We start from the raw sequence: 23,239 nt of genomic DNA on the forward strand, positions 1-23,239 counted from the left end.
ACTCTTTCTATGTCCAAGGTCCTCACCTCCCTGCCCGCCGGCGAGCGCGTCGGCATCGCCTTCTCGGGCGGTCTCGACACCTCCGTCGCGGTCGCCTGGATGCGCGACAAGGGCGCCGTCCCGTGCACCTACACCGCCGACATCGGCCAGTACGACGAGCCCGACATCGCCTCGGTGCCCGGCCGTGCCAAGACCTACGGGGCCGAGATCGCGCGCCTGGTCGACTGCCGCGCCGCGCTGGTCGAGGAGGGCCTGGCCGCGCTGACCTGCGGCGCGTTCCACATCCGCTCGGGCGGGCGGGCGTACTTCAACACCACCCCGCTCGGCCGGGCCGTCACCGGCACGCTGCTGGTGCGGGCCATGCTGGAGGACGACGTCCAGATCTGGGGCGACGGCTCGACCTTCAAGGGCAACGACATCGAGCGGTTCTACCGCTACGGCCTGCTCGCCAACCCGCACCTGCGGATCTACAAGCCCTGGCTGGACGCGGCCTTCGTGACCGAGCTCGGCGGCCGCAAGGAGATGTCCGAGTGGCTGCTGGCCCATGGACTGCCCTACCGGGACAGCACGGAGAAGGCGTACTCCACGGACGCCAACATCTGGGGCGCCACCCACGAGGCCAAGACGCTGGAGCACCTGGACACCGGCGTCGAGACGGTCGACCCGATCATGGGCGTCCGGTTCTGGGACCCGTCGGTCGAGATCCCCACCGAGGACGTGACGATCGGCTTCGCCGAGGGCCGCCCGGTGTCGATCAACGGCAAGGAGTTCGCCTCCCCGGTCGACCTGGTCATGGAGGCCAACGCCATCGGCGGCCGGCACGGGCTCGGCATGTCCGACCAGATCGAGAACCGGATCATCGAGGCCAAGAGCCGCGGCATCTACGAGGCGCCGGGCATGGCCCTGCTGCACGCCGCCTACGAGCGTCTCGTCAACGCGATCCACAACGAGGACACCCTCGCCCAGTACCACACCGAGGGCCGGCGCCTCGGCCGGCTGATGTACGAGGGCCGCTGGCTGGACCCGCAGGCGCTGATGATCCGCGAGTCGCTGCAGCGCTGGGTCGGCGCCGCCGTCACCGGCGAGGTGACGCTGCGGCTGCGGCGCGGCGAGGACTACTCGATCCTCGACACCACCGGCCCCGCCTTCAGCTACCACCCGGACAAGCTGTCCATGGAGCGCACCGAGGACTCCGCGTTCGGCCCGGTGGACCGGATCGGCCAGCTCACGATGCGCAACCTCGACATCGCCGACTCCCGCGCCAAGCTGGAGCAGTACGCCGGGATCGGCCTGATCGGCACCGGCAGCCCCACCATCGGCGCCTCCCAGGCCGCCGCGACCGGCCTCATCGGCACCATGCCCGAGCTGCCGCAGGGCGGCGCCGAGGCCATCGCCTCCCGGGGCGAGGTCTCGGAGGAGGACGCATGGCTGGACCGCGCGGCGATGGAGTCCGGCACGGACTGACCCCGCAGCACCGCCGGGAGGCCGGCCCGACATCGCGTCGGGCCGGCCTCCCGCGTTCTTCATGACTCCGCGTCGTCCGCGACCGCAGACGGCAGACATCCCTCGACCCCCTGCTGTTGCCCCAGGGTGAAGGCGTCAACTCGTTCGGAGGCGCTTCCGTGGTCTCCGGCCTTCGTCCAGGGGGTCTTGTCGGCGACGAGGACGAGGGCCGTACGCAACTCGTCGACGTCCCCGGGCTCGAAGACGATCGTTCCGTCCCGGGCGGCACCCTCGAGTTCCGCTCCAGCCAGGCAGTCCGCCTGCAACTCGCTGTCGATCGTCCGCAGTCGGACGTCGAGTCGGTTCTGTATCGCGTGACCCCACTCGTGGGCGACGACCAGGTACACGAACCCGTCTCCGAACCGGTAGCCGTCGCGCATGAGGTCGATGTCCCAGGCGAGATAGTCCTCGGTCGTCGCGCAGTAGACGGCGTTGTCGTCGGACAGCGGTTCGCCGTCGCAGGTGGGGACGTCCGCGGAGGCACCGTCGTACTCGCCCAGGACGGTGGGCGGGACGTAGGTCTCGGTGAAGAACTCGGACCAGTGGGCGTCCCAGAAGGCGTCGACGCCCTGCACGGCCGTCTCCATGTCCTGGCCCATGTCGTCACGGGCGGGGGCCCCGTACGCCCAACCACCGGAAAGGGCCAGCAGAGCGGTGGCCAGCACCGCGGACACTCGTAGTCGAAGCTGGTGGGTCATGGTCGACTCCGCACCATGCCGGTGCCGCAACGCGGATGCGTCGTTCCGTCGCGTGCCAGGCGTGTCGTGATGCCCTCTTCACCAGTCAACGCCGGTACCGGGCCGACCGCACCCCAGGGACGCCGGTGCCCCGCCGGACCGTTCCGGCGGGGCACCGCGTCAGTCTGAGATGCCGGGAGGCCGCGCTCAGCGTGACGTGCCGGCCATCTCCGGGACCGGTGCGTCCAGGGAGTCCAGCCCGCGCAGGATGTCCTCCACACGCTGCCGGGCGTCGCCGAACAGCATCTGCGTGTTCTCGCGGAAGAACAGAGGGTTCTGCACACCCGCGTAACCGGCGGCCATGGACCGCTTGAAGACGACGACGTTCGCCGCTTCCCACACGTGCAGCACCGGCATGCCGGCGATGGGGCTCGACGGGTTGTCGGTGGCGGCCGGGTTGACCGTGTCGTTGGCGCCGATGACCAGCACGACCGAGGTGGCGGCGAAGTCGTCGTTGATCTCGTCCATCTCCAGGACGATGTCGTACGGCACGTTGGCCTCGGCGAGCAGCACGTTCATGTGCCCGGGCAGCCGGCCGGCGACGGGGTGGATGCCGAAGCGCACCTCCACGCCCCGGTCGCGCAGTTTGCGCGCCAGTTCGGCGACCGGGTACTGCGCCTGGGCGACGGCCATGCCGTAGCCGGGCGTGATGATGACCGAGGTGGCGTTGCCGAGGAGTTCCGCGGTCTCCTCGGCGCTGATCTCCCGGTGCTCGCCCTGCTCGCCCTCGTCGGCGGTGGCCGCCGGGGTGCCGAAGCCGCCCGCGATCACCGAGATGAAGGAGCGGTTCATCGCCTTGCACATGATGTACGACAGGTAGGCACCGGAGGAGCCGACCAGCGCACCGGTGACGATGAGCAGGTTGTTGGCGAGCAGGAAGCCCGAAGCGGCGGCGGCCCAGCCGGAGTAGCTGTTCAGCATGGAGACCACGACCGGCATGTCACCGCCGCCGATCGAGGCGACCAGGTGCGCGCCGAGGGCGAGCGCGATCACGGTGACCGCGATGAGCAGCCCCATGCTCGGGCGGGCCACGAACGCGATGGTCAGCCCCACGAAGGCGACCAGCGCGCCGATGTTGAGGACGTGCTTGCCGGGCAGTGTCAGCGGGCGGGAGTTGATGCGGGCCGAGAGCTTCAGGTACGCGACGACGGAACCCGTGAAGGTGACCGCGCCGATGAACACCCCGATGAACACCTCGGCGTGATGGATGCCCAGGAGCGAGCCGGACAGCTCGGCGTCGACGTCGAGGTAGCCGTTCCAGCCGACGAACGTGGCGGCGAGACCGACCAGGCTGTGCATGATGGCGATGAGCTCGGGCATGCCGGTCATCTCGACGACCCGGGCCCGCCACAGGCCGATGCCCGCGCCGAGCGCCGTGGCGACGACGATCAGCACCAGCCCGGTCGCGGAGATGCTGCGGGAGGCGAGCCCGACCGTGGCGGCCAGGGCCACGACCATCCCCGCGATGCCCCAGACGACTCCGGAACGGGACGTCTTGTGCTGGGAGAGGCCGGCGAGGCTGAGGATGAACAGCAGCGCCGCGACGACGTAGGCGGCCTGTGCGGCCGTGTCTGTGGTCATCCCTGATCAGCCCTTCGAGAACATGCCGAGCATGCGGCGGGTCACGGCGAATCCGCCGAAGATGTTGATGCTCGCCAGCAGGATCGCGGCGAACGACAGCACGGTGACGGCGGTGTCGCCCTGCCCGATCTGCAGCAGCGCGCCGACCACGACGATGCCGGAGATGGCGTTGGTGACCGACATCAGCGGGGTGTGCAGCGCGTGGTGCACATTGCCGATGACGTAGAAGCCGATGACGATCGCCAGGACGAACACCGTGAAGTGGCCGAGCAGTTCGCTCGGGGAGAAGGCCGTGACCAGGAACAGCGCGAGGGCTCCCGCGCCGACGAGGGCGTAGGAGGACCAGGCGGGGCGGGCGGGCTTCGCCGGTGTCCCGGAGGCGGCCGGTTCCGGCTCCTTGGCCGCGGCCGGGGCGGGGGCGGCGGACACCTGGACCGGGGGCGGCGGCCAGGTCTTCTCGCCCTCGCGGACCACGGTCATCGACCGCTGCACCACGTCGTCGAAGTCGAGGACGAGCCGGCCGTCCTTGCCCGGCGTGAGCAGTTTCATCAGGTTGACGAGGTTGGTGCCGTACAGCTGCGAGGCCTGGGCGGGGAGCCTGCCGGGCAGGTCGGTGTAGCCGATGATCGTCACGTCGTTGTCGGTGACGACGGCCTTCCCGGCGACCGTCCCCTCGACGTTGCCGCCCTGGGCGGCCGCCATGTCGACGATGACGCTGCCGGGCTTCATGCGCGCGACGTCCTCGGCGGTGATCAGCCGCGGCGCCGGGCGGCCCGGGATGAGCGCGGTGGTGATGATGATGTCGACGTCGGCGGCCTGCTCGGCGTACAGCTGCGCGGCGAGCCGGTTGTAGTCCTCCGAGGTGGCCTTCGCGTAGCCGTCGGTGCTCACCTCCTGCTCGGTCGCGACGGACAGGAACTCCCCGCCCAGCGAGCGGACCTGCTCGGCGACCTCGGGCCTGGGGTCGGTGGCACGGACCACCGCGCCGAGGCTGCGGGCGGCGCCGATGGCCGCGAGGCCGGCCACTCCGGCCCCGGCCACCAGGACCTTGGCGGGCGGCACCTTGCCGGCGGCGGTCACCTGGCCGGTGAAGAACCGGCCGAAGGCGTGCGCGGCCTCGACCACGGCCCGGTAGCCGGCGATGTTCGCCATCGAGCTGAGGACGTCCAGGGACTGGGCACGCGAGATGCGCGGCACGGCGTCCATGGCGAGCACGGTGATGGGCCGCCGGGCCAGCTCCTCGACCAGCTCCGGGTTGAACGCGGGGCTGATCAGCGCGACCAGGGTCGCCCCGTCGCGCAGCCGGCCGATCTCCTCGCTGGAGGGGCCGTTGACCTTGAGCACGATCTCCGCCTGCCAGGGGTCGCCGAGGCGGGCCCCCGCCTCCTCGTAGGCCGCGTCGGAGAAGCGGGACGAGGCCCCCGCCTCCGGTTCGACCACCACCTCGTACCCGAGCGCGACGAGTCTGCCCACGGTGGCCGGTGTGGCCGCCACCCTGGTCTCGCCCGCAGCGGATTCGGCCGGAATGCCGATCCTCTGGGGTTCAGCTTCCGCTGGAACCATCGTCTGCCTCTCCTCGTCTATCTGCTTGTCCTCCTTGGTGCCCGCATCCTGCACGGTCGACGCGGTATCCGTGGCGGACCACCGTCACACGGCCGGGGAGGCCGTCCTCACACGACCGAGGGGTTGCCGAAAGGCCCGTTCGGCGGTATTGCCGTGGCGCCAGAGGCGGCAGATGCCCCGTGATGCGGCATGTTTCCCGTGGGAGCAGACTGGGCTGGTGAGCAACGTGCGCCCGGGACGCGGGTCCGCGTCCCCCTCCCGAACCGCGCCACAGCAGACGCTGGCGCTGGCGGCGATGATGTTCGCCGTCGTCATGACGTTCATCGACCAGACCATCGTGTCGATCGCTGCTCCGGACATCGTCCGCGAGCTGGGCCTGTCGTCCTCCGGGATGCAGTGGGTGGTCAACTCCTACCTGCTGGCCCTGGCGGCGTTCTTCGCGCTCGGCGGACGGCTCGCGGACCTGTACGGACCGCGCCGGGTCGTCGTCATCGGCACCGTGGTGTTCGTCGTGTCGTCCGTGCTGTGCGGCTGCGTCCCCGAGGGCGGCGCCGCCCAGGCATGGCTGATCATCTTCCGGGCCACCCAGGGGCTGGGGGCGGCGCTGCTGTTCCCCGCGGCCCTGGCCGTGGTGGTGGCCGTCTTCCCGGTCGAGCGGCGCGGCCGCGCCCTGGCCCTGTTCTTCGGTGTCACCGGTGCGCTGACCGCCGTCGGACCTCTCCTGGGCGGCTGGCTGACCAGCTGGACCTGGCGGGCCGTGTTCTGGGTCAACGTCCCGGTGGCGGTCGTGGCGCTGGTGCTGACGGCCCTGGCGCACATCCCCGACCGGCGGCGGTCCGGCACGCTGGACGTGCCGGGTGCCGTCCTCATCGCCATCGGCATGGGCCTGAGCGTCCTCGGCTTCCAGCAGGCGTTCTCCTGGGGCTGGGACAGCTGGGCGACCTGGCTGTGCATCCTGGGCGGCCTCGCGGTGCTGGCCGGGTTCGTCCGCTACGAACGCGGGGTGGAGCACCCGCTGATCGATCTGCGGGTCTTCCGCGACAAGGCGTTCAGCGTGGACGCCCTGGTGCTGTTCTTCTCGATGCTCGCGTTCGTCCCGGTGTTCTTCTTCGCCTCCGTCTACGCGCAGGTGTCGCTGAGCGCCTCGCCGAACCAGGCGGCGCTGTTCCTGCTGTACTTCTTCGTGGGTTTCGCGATCGCCTCCCAGTGGGGCGGCCGGATCCTCGACAAGAAGGGCGCGCGGCCGGCCCTGAAAATGGGCGGGGTGGTGGGCGCCGTCGGGTTCGCGCTGTGGGCGGGCGAACTCACCAACCTGACCATGCACGACCAGTGGCTCTACGCGGCGCTGGCCGGGGCCGGCATCGGCTTCATCCTGGCGCCGGCGTCGACGGACGCGGTGAACCGGGCCATCGGCGCCTCCTACGGCGAGGTCACCGGCATCACCCAGACGGTGCGCAACTTCGCGGCCAGCGTGGGCATGGCGATCTTCGGCACGATCCTGACGCACGTCACGACCGACAACGTGACGGGCACCCTGGAATCCCGGGGCGTGCCCTCCGGGACGGCCGAGAGCGTGGCGCGCGACGTCACCGAGTCGGTCACGGGCAACGGCGACGCCCAGCCGCCCACCGGCACCGGGCCCGCCGCCGAGGCGACCCGGGACGCGATGTCGGCGATCCGCATGGACTTCGCGGAGGCCAACCAGTGGGTGTTCTACGGCATGGCCATCGCGCTGGGCATCGCCTTCCTGTGCGCCCTGCGGCATCCGGGCGGCAAGGTCGACTCGAACGCGAAGGTGCAGGAGCCGGTGGCACAGGCGCGCTGACGGAGCCCGTCAGGATGTGAACGACTCGTCCGTGCGCCGCTGGATCTGTTCCGGCGTCAGCTCCTCGATGGTCTGGGAGATCATCCAGAGGTGGCCGAACGGGTCGGCGAGGCGGCCGCCGCGCTGCCCGTAGTGCTGGTCGGCGACCGGATGCACCACCGTCGCCCCGGCGCGCAGCATGGCCTCGGCGACGGCGTCGGCGTCGGACACGTCGAGCGCCAGGATCACCGGGGAGCCGCCGAGAGCGGGCGGCGCCGGGTCGCCGTCGCCGGCGTCCTTGACGGCGATCAGCGCGTCGCCGAGCCGCAGCATGGCGTGCACGATGCGGCCCCCGGGGCCGGTGTACCGCTCGATCTCCTCGGCTCCGAGCGCGGTGCGGTAGAAGTCGACGGCCCGCGGCCCGTCGGAGACCACGAGCCGGGCGTAGAGCCGGGTGAGGGCGGGCTTGCCGCTTGCGTTCGTCATGCCTTCACCGTGACGTGCGCGCAGGGGCCGTGGATTGTAGAAAACGGCCGTCCCCGCGCCCCTCACCCGGGAAGCGGTACGTGGTTGCCCTCCTCCGGCGAGCGCGGGGTGTAGGCGCTCGGCGTGATACCGGCCAGCGCGCGGAACTCGTGGATCAGATGCGCCTGGTCGTGGTAGCCGCAGTCAGCGGCCAGGGCCGCCCAGTCCGGCGGCCCGTGCCCGGCGTTCACGCGGCGCAGCAGCCGCTGGAAGCGCCGGACACGGGCGTACCGCTTGGGCGCGAGGCCCAGCTGGTCGGTGCACCGGCGCGCCAGTCGCCTGGCGGTCCAGCCCAGCCGGTCGGCGACCTCGGCGACAGGCGTGCCACGTTCGAGCAGCGTGGCGGCGAGACGGACCGCCGAGTCGGGCTCCAGGGGGCGCCGCGCCTGCTCCAGCAGGGCCGTTTCCAGCATCCGCAGCGCGGCCTCCGGGCCCCCGGCCGCCACGGCCTCCAGCAGCCGCTCGCGCAGTATCGCGCCGTCGCCGCCCCACAGTTCGCCGAGTCCGGCCAGTTCGTCGCGCACCTCGCAGACGGGGACGGGCAGGAAGGGGCTCAGTCCCGCGGGGCGGAAGGCCACCCAGACGACGGCGCGCTGCTGCGTCGGGTCGATCACGGACGGCCCGGTGCACGGCCCGTGCACGGCAGCGCCACCGGTGCTGCGCCCGGCGCCGCACAGCGGTGTGCAGATGAGGGCGTCCCGGTCGAGGTTCACCAGCAGTTGCGCCGCGCCCGTCGGCAGGGCCAGTTCGGCGGTGTGCGCGAAACGGCCCTCGGCGTAGCCCATCGCCCCGATCAGTGGAGCCAGGGCGGGCCACGACGGCCGGACCGTGAGGGAGACCGGCGTCCGCTGCGGCATGAGGGGCATGTGCCCAGCGTACGGTGGTGTGCGTTTTACGTTTTGTCCCGAATGCTCTGGTGGCGGGCGGGGCACTCAGGGCGTGTGCAGACACAAGAGGGCATGCGACCGCGCAGAGTGCTGCTGACCGGATGGTTCAGCTTTCCCGACGGGGAGGCGACCGCCGGGGACGTCCTCGCCCTGGGCAGGGTGGAGGACGTCCTGCGGGGCACGGGCATCCCGTACGACATCGCCTGGAGCCCGGGCTTCAGGCCGGAGGCGCTGCATCTGGACCGGCTGCGGGCCGCGGACTACACGCACCTGGTGTTCGTCTGCGGTCCGCTGTACGGACCGCAGGTGGAGGAGCTGCACCGGCGGTTCGCGCACTGCGTGCGGATCGCGGTGGGCATCTCGGTGATCGACCCGGACGGCCCGGCGGTGACCGGCTTCCACCGGGTGCTGCCCCGGGACGCGCCGGACCGCGAGCCGGTGGAGGACCTGGCGGCCCGCGCCCCGCAGGTGCCGGCGCGGCCGGTGGTCGGCGTGATCCTCACCCACGGCCAGCACGAGTACGGGGCGTTGCGGCGGCACGGTCAGGTCGCCGAGGAGGTGACGCGCTGGCTGGCCGCCAAGGACTGCGCCCGGCTGGAGCTGGAGACCCGGCTGGACACCCACGACTGGCACCTCAGTGCCACGCCCGCCCAAGTGCAGTCCGTCCTGGCCCGGCTGGACCTGGTCGTCACCGACCGGCTGCACGGGCTGGTCATCGCCCTGCGGGTCGGCACACCGGTACTGGCCGTGGACCCGGTGGAGGGCGGGGCCAAACTCAGCGCGCAGGCCCGGGCCTGTGGCTGGCCCGCGCTGGTGTCCGCCGAGCGGCTGGACGTGCGGCAGTTGGACCGCTGGTGGGACTGGTGCCTGACCGGCGGGCGGGTGGCCGCACGGCAGGTCCGTGACGGGTTCCGGGAGGGCGCGGCGCCGGACAGCGCGGACCGGCTCGTCGAGGCACTGGCCCGGCCCGTGCCCGGTTAGATCCCGGGACTCCCGGGGCACCCGCTGTACGTCCCCCGTCGCACGTCCCCCGCCCCCACGTCCCGCGGCACGTTCCCGGGAGGCGACGGTCCGGCCGTCCGGAGGGAGAAAGCCCGTGTCCATCGGCCGACTTCCCGAGAACGAACAGCGCATCCTCGACGAGATGGAACGCATCCTGCGCCGCGACCGCCGCCTGGACCGCCGGATGCGCACCGGGCAGCTGGGCCGCCGTCCCGACCCCGCCCGGATCCTGGCCCGTGTCGGCTCCTACCGCCCCCGCGGGTGGAGCGTCCTGTTGCTGCTGGCGGTGTCGGTGGCCCTCATGGTGGCCGGCATCGTCACCTCCGAACCGGGTGTGATCTGGGCCTTCGCCGTGCTGTGGCCGCTGACGCTGTTCTCCGCGTTCCGGCTCATGTGCCGCTGGTGCGGCGGCTGACCGGCCCCACGCCCTTCGACACCAGGACCCGCAGCGCTGCGGGTTCAGCCTGTGTAGCGCCGGGCCTTGGAGGCGCGCTGCGCGGGCTCCAGCAGGCGCAGGCGGGACTCGACCTCGTGGGGCAGGACCCGGCGTTCGCGCAGCACCCAGGGCAGCGCGGCGGCGGCCTCGGCGAAGCCGCGCAGCGAGGCCACGTCCCGCGGGACCGTGCGGGCCAGGTTCACCGTCCGGCGCAGGGCGGGACCGGCAGGCCTGCGCAGCCAGGTGAACCACAGGGTGTTGCGGATGCCGTGGGTGCGGCGCAGGGTCGCATCGCGCGCCACCGAGGCGTGGTGGTGCACCGTCAGGTGGTCCGCGTACGTCAGCCACCACCCCGCGGCCGCCAGGTCCGCGGCGAGCAGCTCCTCCTCGCCGCCCAGCCACAGCCGCGGGTGGAAACCGCCAGCGGCCCGGAAGGCAGCGGTGCGCAGCACGGTCGCGGCGGCCAGGAACGAGCCGAGGGCCGGTCCGGGCAGCCAGGGCGGCCCGGGGACGGGTGAGTGGCGCAGCTCCTCGACGATGGGGTCGTCGACGCCGTCCGGCTCGACGACGATGCGGCCCGTGACCGTGCCGAGGCCCGGGTGCTCGTCGAGCAGGTCCGCGGCGCCGGCCAGGGAACCGGGGGCCCACCAGGAGTCGTCGTCGCAGAAGGCGACGTACGGTGTGCCGACCTGCCGGATGGCGAGGTTGCGACCGACGGCGCCGAGGTTGCGGCCCGGCCGCAGCAGCCGGACCTGCGGGTGGTGGCGGGCCACGGCCTCGGCGGTGCCGTCGGCCGAGCCGTTGTCGGTGACCGTCACCGGTGGGCGCTCCGGCAGCAGGGCGAGGTGGTCAAGGGTGCGCAGCAGTTCGCGGCGCCGGTTGTGGGTGATGACGACGACGGTGGTGCGGGGGTCGGTCATGCGGCCACTTCCTCCAGCAGGCGCGCGGCCCGCTCCACGCGCGGGGGCAGGGGCCGACGTGCGCGAAGGGCGGCCGGCAGCCGGACGAGCGTGGCACGCAGGGCCTGCCGGGCGCGCTCGTCGTGGCGGGCCTCGGCGGCGAGGGCCCGGGTGCGGGCGAGCGCGTACGGCACCGGGCGGCGCAGCCAGGCGGTGAGGACTTCGTTGCGGCGCTGGACGACCGGGCGGCCGGTGCGGGGCCCGGTCGCCGGGTGGTGGTGGGCGACGACGTCCGGGCAGTGGCTGACGCCCCAGCCGCGGGCGGCCAGGTCGTAGGCGAGGAGGGTCTCCTCGCCGCCGAAGAACAGCAGCCGGTGGAAGCCGCCCGCCTCGAGGTAGGCGTTGCGGCGGACCACCGAGGCGCAGGCGAGGAAGCCCAGGACCTGGGTGCCGGGCAGGTCGGCGGCCGGGCCGAGGGGGGAGCCGGCGAGGACCTCGTTGAGCGGGTCGGGGCGGGCGGCGGGGCCGACGAGCGTGCGGGCGGCGATCAGGCCGAGCCGAGGGTGCGCGTCCATCAGCTGTGCCGCCCGGCTCAGCGCGCCGGGCGCCCACCAGGAGTCGTCGTCGCTGAAGGCCACGTAGGGGGTGTCCAGGAGGCGGGCGCCCTGGGTACGGGCGAGGGCCCCTTGGTTGAGCGGCAGGGCCAGCAGGCGCACCTCGGGGAAGTCCCGGGCGAGCATCATGCGCGTACCGTCGGTGGAGGCGTTGTCCACGACGAGGACGCGGGGCCGCTCCGGGAGGGCGAGCAGCTGGGCGAGGCTCCCGGCGAGGGCCGCGCAGCGGCTGCGGGTCGCGATGACGATGCCGACCCGGCACGCCTCCGGCTGCTGGACGTCCACCGTGGCCGGGTGCCCGCTCACGACCTTGCGATTCCTGGCAGTTCCCTGTGGGCCCGGAGCACGTCGTCGGGCGTGATGCGCAGCAGGGCGGGGTCGGGGCGGCGGCCGTGCGGGTCGCCTTCCGGGCCGTACCAGAGCGCGCGGTGGCGGGGATCGGGTGGCGGGCCCCAGCGACTGGGCGCGACCGGCCCGAACAGCGTGACGGACGGCGTGCCGTGGGCGGCGGCGAGGTGGGCGATGCCGGTGTCGCCGCTGATCACGCAGGACGCGGCGGCGACGAGGGCGGACAGCCGCCCGAAGGGCAGGCCGTCGCCGAACACGTCCGTGTCGGCCAGGTCCGCCTGCTTGGCGAGCCGCGCCACGAGGTCGCCCTCGTCGGCGCCCCCCGTGACGACCACCCGCAGGCCCCGGGCGCGCAGCCCGGCAGCGACGGCCGCGTAGCGCTCGACGGGCCAGCAGCGGGCCGGCGACCCGGCGCCGGGGTGCAGGACGGCCGCGCCGGGTGCCGGCGAGGCGGTCTGCGGTGGGGGCAGGCGCAGGTCGCGCGGGTCGGCGTCGACGCCGTACCAGCGCAGCAGCCGGCACCAGCGGTCGCGTTCGTGTTCCTCGGCGTACCAGGGCGGTCCGTCGATCTCCGGCGTGTCCGGGTGGGCGAAGGCGAGCAGCCTCGCCGGGCGCAGCTCCGCCAGCAGCCGGTGGCTGAGCGGTCCGTTGCCGTGCAGGTCGACGGCGACGTCCGGTGGCGGGCCGCTCCAGTCGAGGGAGCGCGGGACCTCGCGGCCCGGCGCGCAGGCGGGCAGCAGCCGGTCGACGGCTCCCGTCGCCCGCGCGACCGGCGCCAGCTCGGCGGGGGCCGCCAGTACCAGCTCGTGGTCCGGGTGGGCCCGCCGCAGCGCGCGCAGGGCGGGGACGCCGGCGAGCAGGTCCCCGAGCCCGAGGGCGCGCAGGACGAGGAGACGGGGGCGGGCGGGCCGCGCCGCCTGGTCCGAGGTCATGCCAGCAGCCTGCCGCGCCCGCCCCGGCCCCGCCGCCGAAGACACGCTCATCGGGTGCCGTGCGGCACCTTCCGCGGGCCCACTGTGAGCGACGGCTCCCCGGCACCGACCGCGGGGCCGCCCCGGCTTCCCGATGTGGCCGCAGCCGTCACGGTGCGCGCACGGCCACGGGTCGGTCATGTACGGGCCGCGGCCCGTACACACCGGTCACTGGCCGGTCGTGAAACGGGCCGTGACCCATGCCCACCGGTCACTGGCCGGACATTCAGGGCCGTCATCCGTGCCCCGGTCACGGGCCGGTCATGTAGGGGCCGCGGCCCCTACACACTGGTCACTGGCCGGACATGAACAGGCCGTCACCCGCGCTCCCCGGTCACGGGCCGGTCCTGAATGCATGCTGGATGGGGCGTTCGTCGGCGAGGACCCGGCCCTTCGGTGGTCCGTCCAGCAGCGCCCGGGCCGCGGTGAGCAGGTCCGGGGCGACGTGGTCGGCCCGGGTGGTCTCCTCCGGGCGGGTGCGTCCGTTCGGGACGAGGATGCCATGGGCGCCCGCCCGGCGGGCGGCCTCGGCGTCCGCCGCGGTGGAGCCGATGACGGCGAGCTCGGCGGGTCCGGCGCAGATCCGGCCGCCCGCCCACAGCAGCATGCCGGACTGCGGCCTGCGGCAGTGACAGCCGTCGTCGGGGCCGTGCGGACAGACGGCGAACACGTCGAAGGGACCGAGGAGTTCGTCCACACGGTGGTTGACCCGGCGCACATCGGCGTCGGTGAGCAGCCCACCCGCGACACCCGGCTGGTCGGTGAGGACACCGGTGCGGATGCCGCGCCCCCGCAGCAGCGCGAGCGCCTCGCGAGCGCCCTCGGCGGGACGCACCCGATCGGGGGCGGCGTGGTCCGGGACGTCCTCGACGAGTGTGCCGTCACGGTCGAACAGCACGGCCTTCACCGGGCTCACGGGGTGGCCTCCTCCTGCCAGGCGTGTACGCGGACTGCCGTGCTGGCGAGTGCCGCGGTACGGCTCCCTCAAACACCAGGCCAGGCCCGTCGAGGGACACCTCGGTGACTATGAATCGCGCGTACACACGCGTGCGTGCTCCCGGCATGCCCTCTCCGACCGCCCGGCGACCGGCGTGCGGCCGGCTCGCTCGGGCGCCGTCGACTGCCGCGCGCGCCGGGCGAGGTGTACCGCTCACGCCGCGTGGGTTCCCTACGATCGGAGCGTGGCGAACATCCTGCTCGAACGCACGGCCCCGCTCCCCCTCGACGAGGCGTGGCGGCGGATCACCCGCTGGCAGCGGCACGGTGACGCGGTGCCGCTGACGGTGGTCAGGGTCGTGCCGCCCGGGCCGACACGCGAGGGGACCCTCGTCGTGGCCCGCTCGGGCGCCGGACCGCTGGGCTTCGACGACCCCATGGAGGTCACGGTGTGGCAGCCGCCCGTCGACGGATCGGCGGGGAGGTGCCGGCTGGAGAAGCGGGGCCGTGTGGTGCTGGGGTGGGCCGAACTCGAGGTGCGGCCCGGGCCGGGGGGCCGTACCCGGGTGGTCTGGCGGGAGGAGATCCGCGTCCGGTTCCTGCCGTCGCTCTTCGACGGCGTCGTGCGGCACTCCTCGCGGTATGTGTTCGGACGGGCCCTGAACCAGCTCCTCCGGCATTCGTGAACCGCGTGCTCGAACTCCTGAACCACCTGCTCAGGGTGCCCTGAACCGCCCGCTCAGGACGCCCCGAACCGCCTGCTCGGACAGGGCTCGACACGCCGGCCCCGGGTCAGGCCACCGACCCGATCCGCCCGACCGTTCCCGAGCCCGGCTCGTGGTGGATCGGTGTGTGCGCCCCGGTCAGGGAGACCCCGCTGCCGCCCCGCCGGCCGGCGACGATCTCCGACGCGATCGACAGGGCCGTCTCCTCGGGCGTACGGGCCCCGAGGTCCAGGCCGATCGGCGAGTGCAGCCGGCTCAGCTCCAGTTCGGTGACGCCGACGTCGCGCAGCCGGGTGTTGCGGTCCAGGTGGGTGCGCCGCGAGCCCATGGCTCCGACGTACGCCACCGGCAGACGCAGCGCCAGCTTGAGCAGGGGCACGTCGAACTTGGCGTCGTGGGTCAGGACGCACAGGACCGTGCGGGCGTCGACGTCGGTGCCTTCCAGGTAGCGGTGGGGCCAGTCGACGACGATCTCGTCGGCGTCCGGGAAGCGCGTCCGGGTCGCGAAGACGGGGCGCGCGTCGCACACCGTGACGTGGTAGCCGAGGAACTTGCCCATGCGGACCAGGGCGGAGGCGAAGTCGATCGCCCCGAAGACGATCATGCGGGGTGCGGGGACCGAGGACTCGACCAGGACCGTGAGGGGCGCCCCGCAGCGCGAGCCCTGCTCGCCGATCTCCAGGGTGCCGGTGCGCCCGGCGTCCAGGAAGGCCCCGGCCTCGGCGGCGACCGTGCGGTCGAGTTCCGGATGGGCGCCGAAGCCGCCCTCGCGGGACCCGTCGGGGCGGACCAGCAGCGCGCGGCCCGTCAGTTCGCGCGGGCCCGACACGATCCGCGCCACCGCCGCCGCCTCCCCTCGGGCGGCGGCGGCGAGCGTGGACGCGACCACCGGGCGGACCGGATCGCCGGCCCGCACCGGGGTGACCAGGATGTCGATGACGCCGCCGCAGGTGAGACCCACGGCAAAGGCGTCGTCGTCGCTGTAGCCGAAGCGCTCCAGGACGGTTTCGCCGTCCCGCAGCGCCTGCTCGCACAGTGCGTAGACCGCGCCCTCCACGCAGCCGCCGGAGACCGAGCCGATCGCCGTGCCCTCGGTGTCCACCGCGAGCGCGGCGCCGGGCTGGCGGGGCGCGCTGCCGCCGACGGCCACCACGGTGGCGACGGCGAAGTCACGGCCCTGCTCGACCCACCGGTTCAGCTCCTCGGCGATGTCCAGCATCTGTCTCGGTCTCCTTGGGGTTGCGGCGGGCGGGGCTGTCAGTGGACGCCCAGCCAGCTCTCGATCGGGTTGAGGGCGAAGTAGACGACGAACACCGCCGTGAGGATCCACATGAAGGCGCCGATCTCGCGCCACTTGCCCTGGGCGAACTTGATGGCGACGTAGGAGATGACGCCCGCGGCCACGCCGGTGGTGATGGTGTACGTGAACGGCATCAGCACGACCGTGAGGAACACCGGGATGGCGGTGGCCCGGTCGGCCCAGTCCACGTGCCGGGCGTTCATCAGCATCATGGCGCCGATGACGACCAGGGCGGCGGACGCGACCTCCTGCGGCACGATCGCCGTGAGCGGGGTGAAGAACAGGCAGGCCGCGAAGAACAGACCCGTGACCACGGAGGCCAGACCGGTGCGGGCGCCCTCGCCGACGCCGGTGGCCGACTCGATGAACACCGTCTGGCCGGAACCGCCGGACACGCCTCCGATCGCGCCGCCGGCCCCGTCGATGAACAGCGCCTTGGACAGGCCCGGCATGCGGCCCTTGTCGTCGGCGAGCTTGGCCTCGGTGCCGACACCGATGATGGTGGCCATCGCGTCGAAGAACCCGGCGAGCACGAGCGTGAAGACGATCATCCCGACCGTCATCGCGCCGACCTCGCCCCAGCCGCCGAACCGCACGTCCCCGAAGAGCGAGAAGTCGGGCATGGACACCGCGCTGCCGTGCAGTTCGGGTGCGCCGCCCGCCCACTGCCGGGGGGCGATGACACCCGCCGCGTTCAGGATCGCCGCGACGACCGTGCCGCTGACGATGCCGATGAGGATGGCGCCCGGGATGTTCCGGGCCTGGAGCATGAAGATCAGCAGCAGGGTCCCGGCGAACAGCAGCACGGGCCAGCCGGCCAGTTCGCCCGCCGGACCCAGTGCGAGCGGCGTGGCCTTGCCCTGGTGCACGAAGCCCGACTTGTAGAAACCGATGAGGGCGATGAACAGGCCGATGCCCATGGTGATGCCGTGCTTGAGCGCGAGCGGGATCGCGTTCATGATCATCTCGCGCAGGCCGGTGACGACCAGCAGCATGATGATCACGCCGTACATCACGCACATGCCCATCGCCTGGGGCCAGGTCATCTCGGGCGCGACCTGGGAGGCGAGGACTCCGGAGACCGAGAGGCCGGCGGCGAGGGCCAGGGGCACCTTGCCGACGAAGCCCATCAGCAGGGTGGTGAAGGCCGCCGCGAACGCGGTGGCGGTGATCAGGGCAGGCTGGGCGAGCGTGGCCCCGGCCGCGTCCTTGCCGGACAGGATCAGGGGGTTGAGCAGGAGGATGTACGCCATCGCCATGAAGGTCGTGATGCCGCCGCGCACTTCACGGGCGACCGTGGACCCTCTGTGGGATATGTGGAAGTACCGGTCGAGCCAGGACCGTCCGGCCGGGACGCGGGTGCCTTCACCCGCGTCGTCGGCTGTGGTCCTCGGCTCCAGTGATTGCTGGGTCATGGGTGCCGTCTCCCAAGTTTCAAAGGGGGTTGGGATGTTCACGACCCGGGGGACGGCCCGAGACGAACAAGGGGCCCTGGGGGGCGAAGCCCCCAGGGGGACGTGACTGCTCAGCCCTAGGAGAGCTGTGTGCCCGTCAGGTGCTCGGGCCTCACCGGAGTCCGGTTCAGCTCGAGCCCGGTCGCGTTCCGGATCGCCGCGAGGACGGCCGGGGTCGACGACAGGGTCGGTGCCTCACCGATGCCGCGCAGCCCGTACGGGGCGTGCTCGTCGGCGAGTTCGAGGACGTCGACCGGGATGGTCGGCGTGTCGAGGATGGTCGGGATCAGGTAGTCGGTGAAGGAGGGGTTCCTGACCTTCGCCGTCTTCGGGTCGACGACGATCTCCTCCATGACCGCCACGCCCAGGCCCTGGGTGGTGCCGCCCTGGATCTGGCCGAGCACCGACAGCGGGTTGAGCGCCTTGCCGACGTCCTGGGCGCAGGCCAGTTCGATGACCTTGACCAGGCCGAGCTCGGTGTCGACCTCGACGACGGCCCGGTGTGCGGCGAAGGAGTACTGGACGTGTCCGTTGCCCTGCCCGGTGCGCAGGTCGAAGGGCTCCGTCGGCCGGTGCCGCCATTCCGCCTCGACCTCCACGGTCTCGCCCTCCAGCACGTCGGCCAGGTCGGAGAGGACCTCGCCGCCGTCGGTGACGACCTTGCCGCCCTCCAGGAGAAGCTCGGCCGTCGCCCAGGCCGGGTGGTAGGAGCCGAACTTGCGGCGCCCGATCTCCAGGACCTTCTCGCGGACCAGCTCACAGGAGTTCTTCACCGCGCCGCCGGTGACGTACGTCTGCCGGGAGGCCGACGTCGAACCGGCGCTGCCCACCTGGGTGTCGGCCGGGTGGATGGTCACCTGTGTGACGCCCAGCTCGGTGCGGGCGATCTGCGCGTGGACGGTGACGCCGCCCTGGCCGACCTCCGCCATGGCGGTGTGCACGGTGGCGACGGGCTCGCCGGCGACGACCTCCACGCGGACCTTGGCGGTGGAGTAGTCGTCGAACCCCTCGGAGAAGCCGACGTTCTTGATGCCGACCGCGTAGCCGACGCCGCGGACGACGCCCTCACCGTGCGTGGTGTTGGACAGGCCGCCCGGCAGCTGCCGTACGTCGGCGCCCTCGCTGGACTCCCACTGCCGCTCCGGCGGCATCGGCATCGCCTTGACGCGGCGCAGCAGTTCGGCGACCGGGGCCGGGGAGTCGACGGGCTGTCCCGTCGGCAGGAGAGTGCCCTGCTCCATGGCGTTGAGCCGGCGGAACTCCACCGGGTCCATGCCGAGCTTCGCGGCCAGCTTGTCCATCTGCGCCTCGTAGGCGAAGCAGGCCTGGACCGCGCCGAAGCCGCGCATCGCGCCGCAGGGCGGGTTGTTGGTGTAGAGGGCGATGGCCTCGATGTCGACGTCCTCGACCACGTACGGGCCGACGGACAGGGAGGAGGCGTTGCCGACGACGGCCGGAGAGGCGGAGGCGTAGGCGCCGCCGTCCAGGACGATCCGGCACTTCATGTGGGTGAGCTTGCCGTCCTTGGTGGCCCCGTGCTCGTAGTGGAGCTTGGCTGGGTGGCGGTGGACGTGCCCGAAGAACGACTCGAACCGGTTGTAGACGATCTTGACGGGCTTGCCGGTGCGCAGGGCCAGCAGGCAGGCGTGGATCTGCATCGACAGGTCCTCGCGGCCGCCGAACGCGCCGCCGACGCCGGACAGCGTCATGCGCACCTTGTCCTCGGGCAGGCCGAGCACGGGTGCGATCTGGCGCAGGTCGCTGTGCAGCCACTGGGTGGCGATGTAGAGGTGGACACCGCCGTCCTCCTCCGGCACGGCGAGGCCGGACTCGGGGCCGAGGAAGGCCTGATCCTGCATGCCGAAGGTGTACTCGCCCTCGACGATGACGTCGGCCCGCTCGCGCGCCGCCGCCACGTCACCGCGGACGATCGGCTGGCGGTGCACGATGTTGGGGTGCGGGACGTGCCCGGCGTGGTGGTCGTCGCGGTTCTCGTGGACGAGCAGCGCGTCCGGGGCGGTGGCGGAGGCCTCGTCGGTGATGACGGGCAGCTCGCGGTAGTCCACCTTGATCTTCGCGGCGGCCCGGCGCGCGGTCTCCGGGTGGTCGGCGGCGACGAGCGCGACCGGCTCGCCGTGGTGGCGGACCTTGCCGTGGGCGAGGACCGGGGTGTCCTGGATCTCCAGGCCGTAGTTCTTCACGTCGGTGGGCAGGTCGTCGTACGTCAGCACGGCGTAGACGCCCGGCGTGGCCAGGGCGTCACTCGTGTCGATGGAGACGATCTCGGCGTGCGCGACGGTCGAGCGGAGGATCTGCCCCCACAGCATGTCCTCGTGCCACATGTCGGACGAGTACGCGAACTCGCCGGTGACCTTGAGGGTGCCGTCGGGGCGCAGCGTGGACTCGCCGATGCCGCCCTTGGTCGGGGAGCCCTGGGTGATCTTCGTGGGGGTTCCGCTGGGGGAAGCCATGGTCAGACCGCCTCCGACTGCCGGGCGGCCGCGAGGCGGACCGCGTCCATGATCTTCTCGTAGCCGGTGCAGCGGCACAGGTTGCCCGACAGCGCCTCACGGATGTCCGCGTCGCTCGGGTTGGGGTTGCGCTCCAGCATCTCGTCGGCCGCGACCAGCAGGCCCGGCGTGCAGAATCCGCACTGGACGGCGCCGGCGTCGATGAACGCCTGCTGGATCGGGGACAGCTCGGTGCCCTCGCCGGTCTGCGAGTCGGTGCCCTTGGCGTCCCAGTGCTGCGAGTCCTGGAGCGACGTGCCGCAGCCGCCGGTCCCGCAGGACCGCTGCTTGGCGAAGTCGGCCAGCCCCTCGACGGTGACGACCTCGCGGCCCTCCACCTGCCCGGCGGCGACCAGGCACGCGCACACCGGCACGCCGTCCAGACGGACCGTGCACGAGCCGCACTCGCCCTGCTCACAGGCGTTCTTCGACCCGGGAAGGCCCATGCGCTCCCTCAGCACGTACAGCAGGGACTCGCCCTCCCACACGTCGTCGGCTTCCTGCTGACGGCCGTTGACCGTGAAGTTGACGCGCATCACGCAGCTCCCTCGGTAGTGCGGCGGGTGCCGCGGTAGGACTCCCAGGTCCAGGTCAGCGTGCGGCGGGCCATGACGCCGACCGCGTGGCGGCGGTAGCTCGCGGTGCCCCGGACGTCGTCGATCGGGTTGCAGGCGGCGGAGCACAGGTCCGCGAACTGCTTGGCGACCGACGGGGTGACGATCTTTCCGTTGTCCCAGAAGCCGCCCTCCTCCAGTGCGGCGGTCAGGAACTCCTCGGCGGCCTTCGCCCGGACGGGTGTCGGGGCGGCCGAACCGATCCCGGTCCGCACGGTGCGCGTCTCGGGGTGCAGGGCGAGCCCGAAGGCGCACACGGCGATGACCATCGCGTTCCTGGTTCCCACCTTGGAGAACTGCTGCGGCCCGTCGGCCTTCTTCACGTGTACGGCGCGGATCAGCTCGTCGGCCGCCAGCGCGTTGCGCTTCACACCGGTGTAGAACGCGTCGATGGGGATGAGACGGCTCCCGCGTACCGACTCCACCTCCACCTCGGCGCCCGCGGCGAGCAGGGCGGGGTGGGCGTCGCCGGCCGGGGAGGCGGTGCCGAGGTTGCCGCCGACGCCGCCACGGTTGCGGATCTGCGGGGAGGCGACCGTGTGCGAGGCGAGGGCGAGACCCGGCAGCTCGGCGCGCAGGTTCTCCATGATCTTCGTGTACGGCACGGAGGCACCGAGCCGCACGCTCTCCTCGCCGACCTCCCACTCGGAGAGGTCGCCGATGCGGTTCAGGTCCAAGAGGTACTCGGGCCGGCGGTGGTCGAAGTTGACCTCGACCATCACGTCGGTGCCACCCGCAATCGGCACAGCTGTGGGGTGCTCGGCTTTCGCGGCGAGCGCCTCCTCCCAGCTGGCGGGGCGAAGGAAGTCCATGACCGGCTCTCTTCTTCGTCTTTTCGTAGGGCGTTCAGATTGAGCCAATCCGTGTGCGGCGGTCCCGGCTCGTTCATGTGCTGTTAACGCGTAGTGGTCTCAGTACACAGCGCGTTGCGCCAAGCGAGTCAGTCACGGAAACCATGAAGGAGTTGGCTGGCCAGGACAGGCATCTTGTAGATTCGTATGAACGGAGGCCCGTGGAAACCTCCTCGTTCTCCTGTGGAAACACGCGAGACGACCGCGTGACCTGGAACACAGCCGGGGCAGGGCTTGATTTCGAGACAAAGAACGGCGGCGACGAGAATGCGGCTGCGCGCACTGCTGGAGACCGATGCGCTGGGCCTCAAGCTGCTCGGCGGCGAGGACGAACTGGACCGCACCGTCCGGGGTGTGATGACGACCGACCTGCGCGACCCCAGCCGGTACCTCGCGGGCGGCGAACTGGTGCTCACGGGCCTGGCCTGGCGCCGGGACGCCGACGACTCGGAGCCGTTCGTCCGGATCCTGGTGCAGGCGGGGGTGACGGCCCTCGCCGCGGGCGAGGCCGAGCTCGGTGACGTGCCGGAGGACCTGGTCGTGGCCTGCGCCCGGCATCGCCTGCCGCTCTTCGCGGTGCACGAGTCGGTGGCGTTCGCGACGATCACCGAACACGTCGTACGGCAGGTCTCCGGCGAGCGCGCCGGCGACCTGGCCGCGGTCGTCGACCGGCACCGCCGGATGATGACGGCGGGACCGGCGGGCGGCGGCCCCGACGTGGTCCTGGACCTCCTCGGCACGGACCTGGACCTGCGGGCCTGGGTCCTCTCCCCCACCGGCCGCCTGATCGCGGGCTCGAAGGCGACGGGCCCCGCCCTGCCGGCCGAGGCGTGCGCCCGGCTCGCCGGGGAGCACCTGGCCGCCACCCGGGCGGGGCGCCGCGGCCCCCACCGCGTCGTCCTGGGCGCCACGACGTACTCCCTGTTCCCGGTCCGCTCCACGGGCCGTTCCCCGCAGCCCGCCCGGGACGTCCGCGAGACCGTCCTGGCGGACTGGCTGCTGGCCGTGGAGGCGGACGCCGGGGACTGGCCCGAGGAGCGGCTGGATCTGCTCTACGGCGTCACCCAGCTCATCGCCGTCGAACGGGACCGCCGGGACGCGGCCCGCACGGTGCGCCGCCGGCTGGCCCAGGAGGTTCTGGAACTGGTCCAGGCGGGCGCGGCGCCCGCCGAGATCGCCGCCCGCCTGCGCGTGGCCGCACCGGTGCTGTTGCCCGGCCTGGGCTCCGCGCCGCACTGGCAGGTGGTCGTGGCCCGCGTCGACTGGAAGGGCGAAGGGGTCGAGGGCGGCCCCGTGGCGCAGGCCCTGCTGGAGGAGGTCCTCGTCGACCCCGCCGTCGCCGGGCCGGAGCATTCCGACCGCATCGCGGTGGCCCACACGGGCGACGAGGCCATCGCCCTGGTCCCGCTCCCCGCCGTCCCCACGGAGCACGACGGCCCGGAGCCGGGCGTCCTCGGGGACACGCTCCTGGCCTCGGTACGGGAACCCCTCACGGCGGGCCTCGACGGGGACGGCCGGCTCACTCTGGGCGTCAGCGCGGCGGTCCACTCGGCGGAGGGGCTGCGCGGCGCGCTGGAGGAGGCCCGCCACGCCCGGCGCGTCGCCGCGGCCCGCCCGGGCCGGGTCTGCGCGGCCGGCCACCAGGAACTGGCCTCGCACGTCCTGCTGCTGCCCTTCGTCCCGGACGACGTCCGCCGCGCTTTCACGGCCCGCCTCCTGGACCCCCTGCGGGACTACGACCGCCGCCACCGCGCCGAGCTGATACCCACCCTGGAGGCCTTCCTCGACTGCGACGGCTCCTGGACCCGCTGCGCCACCCGTCTGCACCTGCACGTCAACACGCTGCGCTACCGGGTCGGCCGAATCGAGCAGTTGACGAGTCGTGACCTGTCGCGCCTCGAGGACAAGCTGGACTTCTTCCTGGCACTGCGGATGAGCTGATACGCGGGGTGTCCCGGGGGCAAACCCGGGGCACCCCG

20 protein-coding genes are annotated in these 23,239 nt (G+C 72.7%); 6 read left to right on the top strand and 14 right to left on the bottom strand.

The window, feature by feature from the left end; all coding sequences use genetic code 11:
* Window positions 1-9: 9 nt before the first annotated feature.
* Window positions 10-1,464: an argininosuccinate synthase gene (gene argG, locus ACFZDI_RS30120; protein ID WP_234845740.1), complete on the top strand. Its 1,455-nt coding sequence runs from the start codon at window positions 10-12 to the stop codon at window positions 1,462-1,464.
* Between the two features lie 59 nt (window positions 1,465-1,523).
* On the opposite strand, the gene ACFZDI_RS30125 is transcribed toward argG, so the two are convergent.
* The 3 genes from ACFZDI_RS30125 to ACFZDI_RS30135 form a co-directional block, all read right to left on the bottom strand.
* Entirely contained in the window at window positions 1,524-2,201 is a 678-nt protein-coding gene (locus tag ACFZDI_RS30125) for a hypothetical protein (protein WP_234845741.1), read from the bottom strand.
* Window positions 2,202-2,387: 186 nt separating this feature from the next.
* On the bottom strand, window positions 2,388-3,821 hold the full coding sequence (gene pntB / locus ACFZDI_RS30130) for a Re/Si-specific NAD(P)(+) transhydrogenase subunit beta (RefSeq protein ID WP_234845742.1): 1,434 nt from the start codon (window positions 3,819-3,821) through the stop codon (window positions 2,388-2,390).
* Between the two features lie 6 nt (window positions 3,822-3,827).
* The gene (locus ACFZDI_RS30135) at window positions 3,828-5,384 is read right to left on the bottom strand and encodes a Re/Si-specific NAD(P)(+) transhydrogenase subunit alpha (RefSeq protein ID WP_344369892.1); all 1,557 of its coding nucleotides are present in this window, start codon (window positions 5,382-5,384) and stop codon (window positions 3,828-3,830) included.
* Between the two features lie 295 nt (window positions 5,385-5,679).
* Here ACFZDI_RS30135 and ACFZDI_RS30140 point away from each other — a divergent pair, with 295 nt between their 5' ends.
* Entirely contained in the window at window positions 5,680-7,209 is a 1,530-nt protein-coding gene (locus ACFZDI_RS30140; RefSeq protein WP_234850787.1) for an MFS transporter, read from the top strand.
* Window positions 7,210-7,218: 9 nt separating this feature from the next.
* Here ACFZDI_RS30140 and ACFZDI_RS30145 read toward each other — a convergent pair whose 3' ends face one another.
* On the bottom strand, window positions 7,219-7,674 hold the full coding sequence (locus ACFZDI_RS30145; RefSeq protein ID WP_234850782.1) for a VOC family protein: 456 nt from the start codon (window positions 7,672-7,674) through the stop codon (window positions 7,219-7,221).
* A 62-nt stretch (window positions 7,675-7,736) separates the two neighbouring features.
* A complete protein-coding gene (locus ACFZDI_RS30150) occupies window positions 7,737-8,579 on the bottom strand; it encodes a helix-turn-helix domain-containing protein (protein ID WP_391254701.1) in 843 nt (280 codons plus the stop codon).
* Between the two features lie 93 nt (window positions 8,580-8,672).
* Between ACFZDI_RS30150 and ACFZDI_RS30155 the strand changes: the two genes are divergently transcribed.
* Both ACFZDI_RS30155 and ACFZDI_RS30160 read left to right on the top strand, forming a co-directional pair.
* On the top strand, window positions 8,673-9,581 hold the full coding sequence (locus ACFZDI_RS30155) for a polysaccharide pyruvyl transferase family protein (RefSeq protein WP_234850784.1): 909 nt from the start codon (window positions 8,673-8,675) through the stop codon (window positions 9,579-9,581).
* Between the two features lie 115 nt (window positions 9,582-9,696).
* Entirely contained in the window at window positions 9,697-10,017 is a 321-nt protein-coding gene (locus tag ACFZDI_RS30160) for a DUF3040 domain-containing protein (protein WP_234850785.1), read from the top strand.
* A 44-nt stretch (window positions 10,018-10,061) separates the two neighbouring features.
* On the opposite strand, the gene ACFZDI_RS30165 is transcribed toward ACFZDI_RS30160, so the two are convergent.
* The 4 genes from ACFZDI_RS30165 to ACFZDI_RS30180 all read right to left on the bottom strand — a co-directional run bounded on the left by ACFZDI_RS30165 (window position 10,062) and on the right by ACFZDI_RS30180 (window position 13,786).
* Window positions 10,062-10,958: a glycosyltransferase gene (locus ACFZDI_RS30165; protein WP_391254704.1), complete on the bottom strand. Its 897-nt coding sequence runs from the start codon at window positions 10,956-10,958 to the stop codon at window positions 10,062-10,064.
* The gene (locus ACFZDI_RS30170) at window positions 10,955-11,857 is read right to left on the bottom strand and encodes a glycosyltransferase (RefSeq protein WP_391254707.1); all 903 of its coding nucleotides are present in this window, start codon (window positions 11,855-11,857) and stop codon (window positions 10,955-10,957) included. Before ACFZDI_RS30170 ends, ACFZDI_RS30165 begins: the two co-directional genes overlap by 4 nt.
* The gene (locus ACFZDI_RS30175) at window positions 11,854-12,831 is read right to left on the bottom strand and encodes a glycosyltransferase family 9 protein (protein ID WP_391254710.1); all 978 of its coding nucleotides are present in this window, start codon (window positions 12,829-12,831) and stop codon (window positions 11,854-11,856) included. Before ACFZDI_RS30175 ends, ACFZDI_RS30170 begins: the two co-directional genes overlap by 4 nt.
* 373 nt (window positions 12,832-13,204) lie before the next feature.
* The gene (locus ACFZDI_RS30180) at window positions 13,205-13,786 is read right to left on the bottom strand and encodes an HAD-IIIA family hydrolase (RefSeq protein WP_391254712.1); all 582 of its coding nucleotides are present in this window, start codon (window positions 13,784-13,786) and stop codon (window positions 13,205-13,207) included.
* A 265-nt stretch (window positions 13,787-14,051) separates the two neighbouring features.
* On the opposite strand from ACFZDI_RS30180, the gene ACFZDI_RS30185 reads away from it, so the two are divergent.
* Window positions 14,052-14,492, top strand: coding sequence for an SRPBCC family protein (locus tag ACFZDI_RS30185; protein WP_391254713.1), 441 nt, complete (start codon window positions 14,052-14,054; stop codon window positions 14,490-14,492).
* A gap of 106 nt (window positions 14,493-14,598) precedes the next feature.
* On the opposite strand, the gene ACFZDI_RS30190 is transcribed toward ACFZDI_RS30185, so the two are convergent.
* From ACFZDI_RS30190 to ACFZDI_RS30210, 5 genes are all read right to left on the bottom strand, one after another.
* Window positions 14,599-15,750 carry an XdhC family protein gene (locus ACFZDI_RS30190; RefSeq protein WP_391254715.1) on the bottom strand — a complete coding sequence of 384 codons (1,152 nt, stop codon included), beginning with the start codon at window positions 15,748-15,750 and terminating at the stop codon, window positions 14,599-14,601.
* Window positions 15,751-15,788: 38 nt separating this feature from the next.
* On the bottom strand, window positions 15,789-17,246 hold the full coding sequence (locus ACFZDI_RS30195; protein WP_391254717.1) for a solute carrier family 23 protein: 1,458 nt from the start codon (window positions 17,244-17,246) through the stop codon (window positions 15,789-15,791).
* Window positions 17,247-17,362: 116 nt separating this feature from the next.
* Window positions 17,363-19,756, bottom strand: coding sequence for a molybdopterin cofactor-binding domain-containing protein (locus ACFZDI_RS30200; RefSeq protein WP_391254719.1), 2,394 nt, complete (start codon window positions 19,754-19,756; stop codon window positions 17,363-17,365).
* Between the two features lie 2 nt (window positions 19,757-19,758).
* Window positions 19,759-20,331 carry a (2Fe-2S)-binding protein gene (locus tag ACFZDI_RS30205; protein ID WP_234850087.1) on the bottom strand — a complete coding sequence of 191 codons (573 nt, stop codon included), beginning with the start codon at window positions 20,329-20,331 and terminating at the stop codon, window positions 19,759-19,761.
* Complete coding sequence (locus tag ACFZDI_RS30210; RefSeq protein WP_391254722.1) at window positions 20,331-21,221, bottom strand: FAD binding domain-containing protein; 891 nt, start codon at window positions 21,219-21,221, stop codon at window positions 20,331-20,333. The genes ACFZDI_RS30205 and ACFZDI_RS30210 overlap by 1 nt, the downstream gene beginning before the upstream one ends.
* A 306-nt stretch (window positions 21,222-21,527) precedes the next feature.
* Here ACFZDI_RS30210 and ACFZDI_RS30215 point away from each other — a divergent pair, with 306 nt between their 5' ends.
* On the top strand, window positions 21,528-23,201 hold the full coding sequence (locus tag ACFZDI_RS30215; protein WP_391254725.1) for a PucR family transcriptional regulator ligand-binding domain-containing protein: 1,674 nt from the start codon (window positions 21,528-21,530) through the stop codon (window positions 23,199-23,201).
* The last annotated feature ends 38 nt before the right edge of the window (window positions 23,202-23,239 follow it).

It is taken from the genome of Streptomyces sp. NPDC007907, from assembly GCF_042959365.1.
GTDB lineage: Bacteria > Actinomycetota > Actinomycetes > Streptomycetales > Streptomycetaceae > Streptomyces > Streptomyces indiaensis.